General features: G+C 50.6%; 9 protein-coding genes. 5 read left to right on the top strand and 4 right to left on the bottom strand.

The features are described from left to right. The first annotated feature begins 196 nt into the window (after positions 1–196). From ACR9Y8_RS30815 to ACR9Y8_RS30805, 3 genes are all read left to right on the top strand, one after another. Positions 197–2,377, top strand: coding sequence for a glycosyl hydrolase family 28-related protein (locus ACR9Y8_RS30815; RefSeq protein ID WP_481217149.1), 2,181 nt, complete (start codon positions 197–199; stop codon positions 2,375–2,377). Then, the gene (locus ACR9Y8_RS30810; RefSeq protein WP_481217148.1) at positions 2,268–4,112 is read left to right on the top strand and encodes a sugar-binding protein; all 1,845 of its coding nucleotides are present in this window, start codon (positions 2,268–2,270) and stop codon (positions 4,110–4,112) included. Before ACR9Y8_RS30815 ends, ACR9Y8_RS30810 begins: the two co-directional genes overlap by 110 nt. Before the next feature lie 150 nt (positions 4,113–4,262). Further along, positions 4,263–4,835, top strand: a complete 573-nt coding sequence (locus ACR9Y8_RS30805; protein ID WP_481217147.1) for a GNAT family N-acetyltransferase — start codon at positions 4,263–4,265, stop codon at positions 4,833–4,835. On the opposite strand, the gene ACR9Y8_RS30800 is transcribed toward ACR9Y8_RS30805, so the two are convergent. Genes ACR9Y8_RS30800 through ACR9Y8_RS30790 form a run of 3 tightly spaced genes read right to left on the bottom strand, consistent with a single transcriptional unit; the run spans position 4,828 to position 10,247 of the window. Beyond that, positions 4,828–8,004, bottom strand: a complete 3,177-nt coding sequence (locus tag ACR9Y8_RS30800) for an error-prone DNA polymerase (RefSeq protein WP_481217146.1) — start codon at positions 8,002–8,004, stop codon at positions 4,828–4,830. The two genes, ACR9Y8_RS30805 and ACR9Y8_RS30800, sit on opposite strands and share 8 nt — an antisense overlap. After that, entirely contained in the window at positions 8,001–9,506 is a 1,506-nt protein-coding gene (locus ACR9Y8_RS30795; protein WP_481217145.1) for a Y-family DNA polymerase, read from the bottom strand. The genes ACR9Y8_RS30800 and ACR9Y8_RS30795 overlap by 4 nt, the downstream gene beginning before the upstream one ends. Positions 9,507–9,512: 6 nt before the next feature. Further along, positions 9,513–10,247, bottom strand: coding sequence for an ImuA family protein (locus ACR9Y8_RS30790; RefSeq protein WP_481217144.1), 735 nt, complete (start codon positions 10,245–10,247; stop codon positions 9,513–9,515). Positions 10,248–10,347: 100 nt separating this feature from the next. Between ACR9Y8_RS30790 and ACR9Y8_RS30785 the strand changes: the two genes are divergently transcribed. Then, positions 10,348–12,501 carry a TIM-barrel domain-containing protein gene (locus ACR9Y8_RS30785; RefSeq protein WP_481217143.1) on the top strand — a complete coding sequence of 718 codons (2,154 nt, stop codon included), beginning with the start codon at positions 10,348–10,350 and terminating at the stop codon, positions 12,499–12,501. A gap of 20 nt (positions 12,502–12,521) precedes the next feature. After that, positions 12,522–12,968, top strand: a complete 447-nt coding sequence (locus ACR9Y8_RS30780) for a hypothetical protein (protein WP_481217142.1) — start codon at positions 12,522–12,524, stop codon at positions 12,966–12,968. Here the strand turns inward: ACR9Y8_RS30780 and ACR9Y8_RS30775 are convergent. Then, on the bottom strand, positions 12,965–13,801 hold the full coding sequence (locus ACR9Y8_RS30775; protein WP_481217141.1) for a CvfB family protein: 837 nt from the start codon (positions 13,799–13,801) through the stop codon (positions 12,965–12,967). The two genes, ACR9Y8_RS30780 and ACR9Y8_RS30775, sit on opposite strands and share 4 nt — an antisense overlap. Positions 13,802–13,905 lie beyond the last annotated feature (104 nt).

Below are 13,905 nucleotides of genomic sequence, written 5' to 3'. Positions count from 1 at the left end.
GCCATTATATACAAAAAATCCTCATACATTTACAGCCCATTGACTATTAATATTTTAAATCATCCATCCCACCGCTCCCCTCTCGTTTTTCTTATACTTTCCCTATAAAAATTGCCAGCTCCCTGCCCTCGTTCTTTCTTTGTATACCGCCGATATCCATCTTCCATATCTCCATCCAAACCAACAAATAAATGTTATGAAAACACCTTTATTCCACGTGTTCGCCCTTCTCCTGTTGGGAGCAGGCGCCACCCTATCCGTACATGCACAAAGCGATGGCCTGCCACGCGGCGTTACTCAACTGCCTTATATACGCTACGAAGCAGAAGCAGCTACCCTGGGCAGCGGCGCCAGTCTGCAGCAATCGCCCCAGTTCATTCAGTCCGACATTGCCTCGGAAGCATCCGATCAAAAGTACGTCAGCCTGGGCAGCAACGGCGCCTCGGTAGAATGGGTACTCACGCAGGCCGCACAGGGCGTGACCGTTCGCTTTACGCTGCCGGATAACAGCAGCGGCAGCGGACAATCAGGCCCGCTGAGCGTTTATGTGAATGATGTGCTGGTAAAGACCGTCACTCTTTCCTCTTACTGGGCCTACCAGTACTTTAACGGGGAAGATCCCCAGCAAACGCCGGGCACTAAAACCTTTATGCGCTTCGACGAGATCCACTTCCGGCTGGATAATGCGGCAGCAGCGGGGAGTAAGATCCGCCTGCAGAAAGACAACAGTTCCCTTACCTATGGGATAGATTTCGTAGAGCTGGAGCCCATACCAGCTGCATTATCCCAGCCCGCCAATTATCTGTCGGTGACCAGTTACGGCGCTACGCCGGATGACCAGACAGATGATTTCGCAGCCTTCAACCAGTGTATCGCCGCTGCAGCTGCACAGGGCAAACATGTATACATTCCGCAGGGCCGCTTCCTGTTGAGCGATAAGCTGTCGTTAAATGTGACCAATATGAAGATCCAGGGCGCCGGCGTGTGGTATACGGAAGTTTATTTTTCTACCGACCGGCAGTTCTATGGCGGCATCATGGGGCGGGCCAGTAACGTGGAGATCTCCCACTTCTCCATGAACACGGCCAATAACGACCGGCTGAAATATGATGAGCCCAATCCACGCGTGCCTGCAGAAAAGTACAAGATCTACAAAGGCTTTATGGGCACCTATGGCGCCAATTCCTATGTGCACGATATGTGGGTAGAGCATTTTGAATGCGGCTTCTGGCTGGGCGGCTACGATCCTCCCTATCCCATAGACATCACCACCAATATGGTGATCTCCAAATGCCGTATCCGCAACAACTATGCAGACGGCGTCAATTTCTGCCAGGGCACTTCCGGTTCTGTGGTAGAACAGTGCAGCCTGCGCAACAACGGCGATGATGCATTAGCCATCTGGCCTGCCAATGCTGCGGGCAATAACCAGACCTGCCGGAATAACATCTTCCGTAACAACACCATTGAGAACACCTGGCGGGCCGGCGGTATCGGCATCTTCGGCGGTACTGGTCATGAAGTGCACCACAACCTGATCAAGGACGGCGTAGGTGGATCCGGTATCCGCTTTACGAATGATTTTGGCGGCTTCACTTTTGAATATCCCGGCGATGTGATCCGTGTGTATGAAAACACCATCAATGGTTGCGGCACCAGCTATGATCTCTGGAACCAGAAGCGGGGCGCGGTTGAGCTCTACGCCAACACCGGTATTTTCAATTTGCAGTTTGATAATAATTCCATCCTGCGCTCGCAGCGCGATGCCGTGCAGCTGTTTGGCAACAACATCCATGACCTGGTCTTCAATAACACTATTATTGATGGCACCGGCCTGGATCCCATTACCCGTGACGTACCCGCTGATGTATATGGCGGTTTCGGCATCTACTGCCAGGCTAATTCGCAGACAGCCACCTTTAACAACCTGACTGTCACCAACGCGGAATCCGGCACTTACATCAACCGTAACACCAATTTCCAGCTGATCATACAGAATGCCAATATCCCCGTTACAGGTGTCAGCATTATTTCGCCTGCGGCAGATACTACCCTGGCCATGGGACAATCTGTTACACTGCGAGCGGCGATACAACCGGTAGATGCTACCAATAAGAACATCAGCTGGTCCAGCTCTAATACTGCTGCCGTGACTGTGGATGCCAACGGTAAAGCGACCGCTGCAGGATTAGGCACTGCCACGATCACCGCAACCACACAAAGCGGATCGTTTACGGCTACGCGTAAGATCTCTCATTGTACCAGGTGTGAATGTCATTGCTACAGATGCCGCTGCAGCGGAAGGTGGCAACACCGGTATGTTCACCATCAGCACACAGGGTATTACGCAGCCTGTTACTGTAGGCTACACCCTTAGCGGTAGCGCCAGTGCGAATGACTATACTGCCAGTCCGGCGCTCACTGGTTCCGTTACGCTGAGCCCTTCCAGCCAGTCCGCTGCTATAACCATTACACCTGTTGATGATGCCAGCTTTGAAGGCCCGGAAAACCTGCGGCTTACTTTAAATCCCGGCAGCGGTTATAACCGCGGCGGCGATACCAGCGCAGTGATCACCATTGCGGATAATGATAACCCGCCTTGCACTTCGCCCGTGATCGCGCAGGTATCCGGCGCAGCCCCGGTGATAGACCAGACCATAGACGCAGCCTGGAGTGTAGCGCCGGCAAAGAGTATCAGCAATGTAACACTGGGCGGTATGCCGGGAGATTATTCCGGCAAATGGCGCGCATTGTATGATAACACCAACCTGTACCTGCTGGTGGAGGTGAACGATGCTACGCGCATCAATGACTCCGGCAGCAGCTGGTGGGAAGACGATGTGATCGAGCTCTTTGTGGATGCGGACAACAATAAAGGCGCATCCTATGATGGTGTGAATGATTTCCAGCTGGGTTTCCGCTGGAACGATAATACGGTGCAGGTAGGCGGGAACTCTGTAAACCGTACCGCAGGCATCAATTTCCGTGAATACGCCACCAGCAGCGGTTATAACCTGGAAGTTGCCATTCCCTGGTCTACACTGGGTACTACTCCTGCCCTGGGTAAAGCCATCGGACTGGATGTGCAGGTGGATGACGATGACAACAACGGTACCCGCGACGCACAGATCGCCTCCTTTGCCACCACGAGTATGGCCTGGTCTGATCCGCGCTTGTTCGGCACCGTTTATCTTACCAGCTGCAGCGGTAATAATAATCCGCCTGACCCACCGGTTGATTCTGCGGGTAAAGTATATGCCTTGCGTATAAACAGCACCGTTACTGTTAATGGCAGCCTGAGCGAAAGTGCCTGGAACCTGAGCAGGTCTATTGCTAAGAATACTGTCAACACGACAAATAACACGGCCACATTTGGTGCATTATGGGACAATAACAACCTGTACATCGGCGTTAAAGTACTCGACGCTTCCCTGTACAACGATTCTCCCGACGCCTGGGATAATGATGCAGTGGAAATATACATTGACGCCAACAATAACAAGCTGTCGGTGTATGATGGCAAAGATAACCAGTTCATTAAGACCTATAACAGCAGCGGCCTTTTTACCAAAGTAGCAGTTAGCGGCGTACAGCACGCCTGGGCTGCCATCCCCGGCGGTTACAGTGTAGAAATAAGCATTCCCTGGTCGCAGCTGGGCCTTACTCCTGCAGCTGATCTGGCTATTGGTTTCGATGTGGGTTATGATGATGATGATAACGGCGGCGCACGCGACGGACAAGCAGTATGGTATGGCAACCTTAATAACTATACGAATACCAGTGCCTTTGGTACCCTGATCCTCTCCGGCGCCAGCACTACTGCGGCGAAGGAAACAGGCCTGTTTATATCCGGCGAAAAACTGCCATCGGCAGAAAAAGCTGCATTACTGATCTCGCCTAACCCCGCTACTGCAGGACAAGCTAAAGTAACGCTCTCCGGGCTGCAGGGCGGTGGCGCCTTACAGGTGTTTGACCTGCAGGGTAAGATGGTGCATACAGAACGGCTGCAATCGCAAACCACACTGGACCTCAGCCGTTTGCCAAAAGGAATGTATGTAGTAAAATATGTGATCGGTAACATTGCTATCAATAGTAAACTATTGATCCCTTAGCCTTGAAGACGTGATGTTGTGGAGCCCTCCGATGGTTGACGGGGGGCTTCTTTAGCTTTTAGCAGTTGGCTATTAGCTCTTAGCTGGCGCGACAGATAAAAAAGCAGGATTTCTTAAGGGCCCTTAAGGGAAGATGATTAGCTTGCGCTCATGAATAAATTTGATCTGGAATTAAACCCGCTGGTGCCGGCTAATTGGGAGCAGTTTGAATCCCTGATGGGTGAAAAAGGAGGTTGTGGAGGATGTTGGTGCATGGTGTTCCGGTTACCAACGAAAGCGTTTGCAGCCAATAAATTTGATGGCAATAAAGATCTGATGAGAGGTTTGGTGCGTGCAGGTAAACACACGGGCCTGATAGCTACTTTGCATAAGATACCTGTTGGATGGATTGCCCTGGCGCCCAGGGAAGATTATATCAAGATCGAGAACAGCCGGAGCTTTAAAAGGATAGATGATCAGCCGGTGTGGTCTATTACCTGTTTTTTTGTTAAGAAGGAATACCGCAGGAAGGGTCTTTCAAAGCGCTTAATAGCAGCAGCGGTGGCCTATGCCCGGAAGCGCAAGATCAAAGTGCTGGAAGCCTATCCGGCGATACCGTATGATGATAAGGTGCCGGCGCCTTTTCTGTGGGTGGGGATATTATCGGCTTTTACCGATAACGGGTTTAGTATTGTGCAGCAAAATGGAAAAAGCAGGGCGATGGTGAGGCTGCAGCTTACCTGAAATTCCTGCCATCAGGGAAGAGCATTTCTATGTTGGCTTCTTTTCCCTCTTCTGTTGCAGAAGCCGTCAACCCACGTAATAACTTCGATGCATCATTACAGCTGCTGAGGATCACATGGACCACCTCTCCTTCCTTTTGCAGCTTGCCTTCTACCATCAACAATCTCGCAGGCAATATCTCTTTCCTGAATTGATCGAATAACTTTTCAAACACTACCAGGTTGGCAGTGCCGGTTTCATCTTCAATAGTAATAAAAAGGATGTTGTTGGCAGTGCCCGGCCGCTGGCGTACCAGTACCAGTCCGGCAACCTTTACCAGTGCGCCGTCGCTCAGATTGTCCAGCTCTTTGATGGGTATCACATGCAACAGTTCCAGCTTCTCGCGAACAAAGCTCACCGGGTGAGCTTTCAGGGACAAAGAAGTAGCTGCATAATCATGTACTACATGCTCAGACAAACGCATCTCCGGCAGTGCTGCAGGCGCTTCAACGGCGCTCTCTGAAGGCAGGCCTGTGAATACCCCTATAGGACGGTCGTGCAAGGCAGATACTTCCCATAATGCACGCCGCCTGTCCAGTCCCATTGACCGGAAAGCATCCGCATCCGCCAGTTTCTCGATAGCAGTTTGCGGTACACCGGCATCGCGCAAAGCGTGAACATTAGTATAGCCGTTTCCCCTGGCGGCAACCAGTGCCTGCATATCATCTTCCCGCAGGCCCTTTACCTGGCGAAAACCCAGGCGGACTGCATAAGGCTTGCTTTCCTTGTTTTCAATCGAATTATCCCAACCGGAAAGATTTACATCTACCGGCCTCACTTCTACCCCATGCTTTTGCGCGTCTATCACGATCTGCGCCGGCTGGTAGAAACCCATGGGCATACTGTTTAACAATGCGCAGGCAAATACATCCGGGTAATAGCATTTGATGTAGGAAGATACATAGACGAGTAAGGCAAAGCTTACGGCATGGCTTTCGGGGAAGCCGTAGCTGCCGAAGCCTTCCAGCTGTTTGAAAATACGATTGGCGTATTCGGGAGAATAACCTTTTTTAATCATACCCTGCACCAGCTTCTCTTCGAAATTCGAGACCAAACCTTTTGCTTTAAAAGTGGCCATACTACGCCGGAGCGCATCTGCTTCCGTGGGGGTAAAATTTCCGGCTACCATGGCAATCCTCATGGCTTGTTCCTGGAATAAGGGAACACCTAGTGTTTTATGTAATATCTTTTCTAACTCATCGGAAGGATATTCAACAGGTTCCTGGCCATTTCGCCGGCGCAAATAAGGATGCACCATATCTCCCTGGATAGGCCCGGGCCGTACAATGGCCACTTCTATTACCAGGTCATAAAACACCTTTGGCCTTAAGCGTGGTAGCATAGCCTGCTGTGCACGGCTTTCTATCTGGAATACACCGATGGTATCTGCATGGCTGATCATTTCATATACGGCGGGATCATCTTGGGGTATATTGGCCAGCGTGTAATCCTTATGGTGATGCGCTTTCAATAAATTGAAAGCCTTCCGTATACAGGTCAGCATACCTAAGGCCAGCACATCTATCTTCAGAAATCCCAATGCCTCAATATCATCTTTGTTCCATTCAATACAGGTGCGATCTTCCATACGGGCGTTCAATATAGGACAGAGATCTGTCAGCTTGCCTTCCGTGATCACAAAGCCGCCTGTATGCTGTCCCAGCTGACGTGGAAAGCCCATGAACTGTTCTGTAAGCGCTATCACCTTACTGAGGTGCGGATCTGTAGGATCTAATCCCTGTTCAATGATACGTTTTACATCTATACCATCATCCCTATAATGCCAGCCTGCTCCTGCAAGGAGGTTGAGCGTATCGATGGAAAGCCCCATGGCTTTCCCTACATCACGTACGGCTCCTTTCTGATGCAATTCGGTCACAGTGGCTACAATAGCAGCCCTGTCACGGCCGTATTTATTATAGATGTACTGCATTACTTCTTCCCGGCGTTCATGCTCAAAATCCACATCGATATCCGGCGGTTCGTTACGCGCAGCGGAGAGAAAACGTTCAAATAATAAGTCAAATTTTTCCGGGTTAACAGAGGTGATGCCGAGGCAATAACAAACCGTGGAATTAGCCGCGGATCCACGGCCCTGGCACAGGATATCCTGGCTTCTGGCAAAACGTACAATATCGTAAACGGTGAGAAAATAAGATGCATAGTTTCGTTCTTCAATAAACTGTAGCTCCTTTTCAATGTTGGCATGTGTCTTTGCGGGGATCACATTACCAAACATTTCATTTGCTCCCTTATACACCAGGAATCGCAGCTCCTCCTGCGGTGTGCGGCCTTCCGGCACTACTTCTTTCGGATACACATACTGCAGTGTATCCAGGGAGAACTGACAGGCATCCGCTATTTCCTGTGTGCGGCGGATCGCATCAGGATAATTGCGGAACAGGCGGCACATCTCTTCTTCCTGCTTCAGGTACCTTTCTGCATTCTCATGCAAACGGTAACCTGCGTTATAAACAGTGCATTTCTCCCGGATGCAGGTCAATACATCCTGCAACTGCCGCCGATCCGGGTAATGGTAATGTACATCATTGGTGGCTACCATGGGAACATCATAACGTTCGGAAAGCTGAAAAAGGCGATGCAGCTTTTTCAGATCATCTCCCTGGTAAGAACGGATGGCGCCCAGGTAAAGCTGAGCGCCCAAAGCTTCGCGGTATGTTTTCAAGGACTGGATAAAAGCCTTGTCAAACTCAAACTTTTCATTTAATGCAGCAGGCGGCACTACAATAAATTTCATTCCTTTCGCATGCTCAAAAACATCTGCTTTATACAGATCGCATTTACCTTTCTCGGTACGGAAATTACCTTTGGTAAGCAATGCAGAAAGCCGTCCATAGGCTGCTTTATCGGTAGGATATGCCAGCAGGCTGGGGCCATCCAGCAGGTCCAGCCGGCAGGCGGGAATAAAACGAATGCCTTTCTCCTTAGCGGTAACATGCGCGCGTACAATACCGGCAAGCGTATTACGGTCTGTAATCGCAATAGCAGTATATCCGTAGATCGCGGCCTGTTCTACCAGCTCTTCCGGGTGTGAGGCGCCCCGCAGGAAGGTGAAATTGGAAGTGACCTGCAGTTCTGTATATTTCAATATTTCTGTTCTTGCTTTCATGAAAAAAAACCATGGATGAACCATGCATTTGATTTATCAGCATCATAATGGCCTGAGCGGAAAAGCCAGTAACGCCGGCCTTCCTGGTCTTCTACGGAATAATAGTCGCGGTGCTCTCCTTCCTCCAGCCACCATTCACGTTCAATGCGCTCGGGCCCGTCTGCCTTCTTTATCTCATGCACCACTCCCTTATAGCGGAACAGCATGGGCGGATAATCAGGTATAGGTGCAGAAACAAATACCGGCTCCGGTTGTGCTAAGAGACGGATGGGCCGGGGCCTGTCTGTACGCCAGGGTATGGCCGGTCTTTCTCCAAGCGAAGCTGCCAGCTTGATAGAACGTTCGGGCCAGTGATGTTCGTCGGGCACATAACGGCGAATGCCATCTTTGGCTGCCTTTGCCGCCAGGCGGTCCAGCAATTCAGCCAGGCCTGCATCTTCCATTACACCGGCATCCCGCCATAGCGCTTCCTGCGAGCTTGTTACATCCTCTACTTTGGGCGCTTCCAGTACAAACAGCTCAATACCCGGATCAGGGCTGATGCCGTTTATTGTAAGCTCAAACAGCTTGAAAAGATGATCCACATGGTGCGAAGCACGGTTGGTGCCGATAGCTGTCTGTTCTATTTTACCATCCATGCGGTAACATTTGAGAACGGCGCTACGCATGCCTTTGCCCTCCTGCTGCAAACGCTGGCACAGTGTATTTAACAGGCGTTCCAGGGCTATTTCAATTCCTTTGCGGTTGATGATCGGCTCCAGGCAAGGCAGCCGTTCCTGGTAAGGCTCAACAGGCACTAAAGGCTGAATGGTTTCCTGTTCCATGCCGATGGCCTGGTCCAGCCGTAAGAGCATCTCAACACCAAAACGCCGCCGCAGGGCAGAACGTTGCATGCCAATAAAACTGCCGATATGGTGAAGGCCCAGTTTGAGCAGGCGCTCCACTACCGGCGCTTCCAGGCGTAAGGCAGCCGGTGGCAGGGCCAGTAAAGCCGCCCGCTGTTCGCCGGCAGGAATGATGGTAGTGATCTCTTTTACGGAATGCGCCACTGCCCATGCAGCGCCAATGGTATCTGCCATGGCGGCGCGTACATGATAGCCGGCATTTTTCAATCGTGTGGTAATATCTTCCAGGTAGGGTTGTTCTCCTCCCCAGAGATGCGCACAGCCGCTGGCATCAAGGATCAGCCCATCGGGCAGGTCAACCGCTGTCAGGGGGGTAAAACGGATGCACCATTTGCCCAGCGCATCCAGGAGCTTTACTGCTTGTGCAGGCATATCGTCTATCACCTGTAAAGATGGATGAACAGCCCTTGCATCTGCCACGGCCATGCCTGCTGCAATACCCTGCCATTGCGCAAGGGGATTGGCTGCCGTGATGATCATCCGGCCATGATCAGGCGCTGCGAGTACAAAAGCGGTATTACGCAGTTCCGGCCGGCGGATGGAAAACCAGTCCGTCATTAAGTGCGGAAACCATATGTTGACAAAGCGTTGCGGCATAGACTTTTAAACTCTCAAACGTGTTTCATGTTCAGGCCCGGCAACAGCAGGAGTTGTTAACAGCTTACACCTTCCGCCGGACCATTCCACCTGCCAGACACCCGGCCGGCCGTTACGGATCTTCAGCAGCGCTACCTGCCAGCGGGGAAAGCCAATGCCCGGCATTCCCTCTTCCAGCTTACTGGGCAAGGGTGTGATCTGCCAGCGGGAAACACAGGCGGTCACCCCTGCGTAACGGGGCTGGTGACGGATAATAAAACCCGTCACGTTGCTTTGTTCCACCGCCAGCTGCAAGCGCCGGGAGGCCATAAAGCTGAGCTCTTTTATTTCTCCGACCACTGCTGCCAGTCCTTTACATTTCAATGCTTCCTCCATTGCCCAGAGCACATCCTTTTCCCGTTCCATGGTCACAAAGATGACCTGGTCAGGTTCAATCCCAAAAACTTTCAATGCAGGAGGAAATAGTGAGCGTGCAGTACTGATCCATACACAGGCCCCGGTATTTTGCATCAGCCGGCCCAATAAACCGCTGATAAAACCGGCCGTTGCGGCGGAATGTTCTGCCGCGCCGCTTATGAACTCATGTACTGCATCTGTAGGAAAAGTAGCGTTGGGGAAAGCATGTTTGATAGGCCCTAAGCCAAGATCTGCCGCAGTGCTTTTCGCGGTAGACCTGAAACCTTGCAGGGCAAGAATATCCCTTTGCAATTGCGCAATAATATCAGCTTTGCTCCCCCCCATGGGTAAGATTACGGTTTAGAAATTACAAACTAACTTGTTTAGCAAACATACTAAATTTATTAGTATTTCTTATGGCTTATTTTTTGGACGGCCCTTCAGTATGAAGATCAACAGGTTCCTTTCAGGATGGCTGATAATTGTTACTATTCATGCTACAGCCCAAACATCCGCCGGCTTTAAAACTCTTGCGCCTGGTGTATATCAAACACAAGGGGGAGCACCGGACCGCTTCACGCCGTCTGCCTTGCGCGCATCCCGGCCTTTACTGCCCGCCATGCAGGATTTGCCTGCAGGTAGCCCTGCATTCAAAGCCAGTGATATTAAGATCAGCATCACGGCAAGAGGATGTATCGTGGAAATTCCCCTGAAACCTAATGAGCACATCTATGGTTTCGGCCTTCAGATGAACGCTTTTGACCATAAGGGTTTAAAGAAACGGCCTATCGCTAACGACAACCCGCTGAATGACCTGGGGCTTACGCATGCGCCGGTGCCCATGTATATTTCTTCTGCGGGTTATGGCATCCTGATCAATACTTTAAGATATACCACCTTTTACTGTGGCACGAACCGCAAAAAGAATACGGCACTCAAACAACCCAAGGCAGATAGTCTGCAACGTGGACAACAATCTGTGGCATCATTGTATAAAAAGGGAGAAGGTAGTTCCGGCTATGTAACCGTAGACATTCCCGGCGCTAAAGGAATTGAGGTACTGGTATTTAACGGGCCTTCCATGATGGATGTGATCCGGCGTTATAACCTGTTTTCGGGCGGAGGGGCGTTACCTGCCTTGTGGGGGCTGGGCGTAAAATACCGGGTAAAGGCAGATTTTAAAGAAGAGGATGTATACCGGATGGCCGGGTATTTCAGGCAGCATCATATTCCCTGTGATGTGATCGGACTGGAGCCGGGCTGGCAAAGCGCATCTTACTCCTGCTCCTATGTATGGAACCCGGTTAATTTTAAACGGCCGCAGCAGCTGACAGACAGCCTGCGGCAGCTGCATTACCAGCTCAACCTTTGGGAGCATGCTTTCATCCACCGGGTATCTCCTTTATACCCCGTGCTCGAAAAGCAGTCGGCCGATTACCTGGTTTGGGAAGGACTGGTGCCGGATTTTATCAACACGGCTGTCCGTCGCAACTTTGCGACCTATCATGATACCGCATTGATCAGCCGCGGGATCAGCGGCTTCAAGCTGGATGAATGTGATAATTCCAATCTTACAAGGGGCGATAAAACCTGGAGCTTCCCGGAATGCAGCCAGTTTCCCTCCGGTATTACGGGCGAACAGATGCACCAGACCTTCGGCAACCTCTATTGCCGCAGCCTGTACGAAATATATGAGCAACAGAACCGGCGTACCTATTTTGATATCCGTTCACTGGGCGCTTTTGCGGCTCCTTTCCCCGCAGCGCTGTACAGCGATACCTATTCACACCAGGAATACATCCGGATGATCCCGAACGCCGGCTTTAATGGCCTGTTATGGTCGCCGGAAGTAAGAGAATCAGGTTCTGTAACAGAACTGATCCGCCGTACCCAAACCGCTGTGCTGGCAGCGCAAACGGTTTTTAACAGTTGGTATCTTAAAAATCCGCCCTGGCTGCAGACGGTAACAGACCTGAATAACAAAGACAGTCTCTTGCCACAGGCTTTGGCCATAGAGGATATCATCCGTCAGCTGCTGCAATTCAGGATGGCCCTGGCGCCTTACCTGTATAACGCATTTGCACAATACGCGCAAAAAGGCATTCCGCCCTTCAGAGCGCTGGTAGTAGATCACCCGGATGATCCCAATGTGTATAATATTTCTGATGAATATATGATAGGAGCAGGTATACTCGCGGCTCCACTGGCTGATAGTGACAGCAGCCGGACGGTATACCTGCCGGCAGGTAACTGGTATGATTATAACACGCATAAAAAGTACGCCGGCGGCCATACTTACACCTTCTACAACGCTTACAATGAAATACCCGTATTTATTAAAGAAGGGACGATACTGCCTATGGCGAAACCGCTGCCTTATCTTGGCGGGCAGGGTTTCGACATCACCTGCTACGTGTTTGGCGACGGCCCCGCTACAGGCGGTTTATTTGAGGATGACGGTGTTAGCAATAATTACCGGAAAGGAAAATACAATAGCATACTACTGAGCTGGAACAATGGGCAGCAGCTCATCCAACATACACACCAGGGATATGCGGATAGCTTATATCATATTGAAAAGTGGGTACAGATAAAGTGAATCCATTAATTGAATACACCATGAGAAACATGATCAGTTTTACGGCCTTGTTGTTCTCCATTATCACGCTGTCGGCCTTAATGGCTCACCTGCTGGCGCTGCCGGCCAAGATCCATTTATCAGCACAGGATTACCTCACCGTACAGGGCATCTACAGGGGTTGGGCATGGCTGGGGGTATTTGAGCTGGCGGCTATTATATTCATGGTGGTATGGACCATACAGGAATATCACCATAACGAGCGCTTTGCCTTTCTGTTTGCAGCAGCGTCCTGCCTGATCATAAGCACAGCCATCTTTTTCCTGTTCACTTTTCCGGCGAACAGGGCTACCCACAACTGGACTAAGCTCCCTTTGAACTGGGGAGAGCTCAGGATACATTGGGAATATTCTCATGCAGTACGTGCATTGTTAAACCTGGTAAGCGTTGCGCTTTTGCTGATCATGCTGCTGAGAAAGAACGATTAGCTTTGTTCTATCAGCTGTATCCCTGTTTTGGTGAACGCGATCTTATGCTGCTTATACAAGGCGCCGGTAACCATCTTGAAGGTTTTCTTGCTCATGCCGAAGAAAGCGTAGATCTCCTCAGGATCTGATTTATCATGGTAAGGCAGGTAGCCATTATTCTCCTGGAGCAGCTGCAGGATCCTGCCGGTTTCATCTTCCACTTTCTTATAGCCGGCTTGTCCGGCTACCACATCAATCCTGTTCTCTTCCTTGATCTTCTTTACAAAGCCCTGCAGGCGGTCGCCGATGTCCACCGGGCGGAACACCTCATTAAAATGCAGCAGGCCGGTATGCTGCTGGTTGATGATGACCACGTAACCAATGTCTGTACGCCGGTAAATGATCAGGTCTACCGGGTCCATTTCCTTTACGGTGAGGTGCTCATTACTCAGATAGGGGTCTATTTTCTCCGTGGCGGCAATACGGCCGCTGAGATTATCTATGTAGATCTTTACCAGGTATTCCTGGCCTTTATGCATACGGGTAAGCTGTTGTGATTTAGGCACAAACAGGTCTTTTGCCAGGCCCCAATCAAGAAATGCTCCCTGCTCAGTAACATCTACTGCCTTCAGGTTCACAATATCGCCTACGATACCTTTAGGCCGCTCCGTGGTAGCGGTCAGCCTGTTCTCAGAATCATGATAAAGGAACACTTCCAGCTCATCACCCGGTTTAGCCCCGGCCGGTACATATCTTTTAGGCAGGAGTATTTCCTGGTCTCCTCCGTCCATAAACAGTCCGAAATCAGAGCTTTTCTTCACTTTTAGCCTGTTATAGGCGCCGATGGTAATCATTTATTAAGTCGTTAGTCGTAAGTCGTTAGTCATTAGTGATAAAGGCGGCCAAGACCGCAGTGATCAACACAAAGGTACAATATCGAAACTGTAATTTATTAAGG

It is taken from the genome of Chitinophaga sp. SVR4-12A, from assembly GCF_056754765.1.
This window is presented reverse-complemented; position numbering and strand designations above follow the sequence as displayed.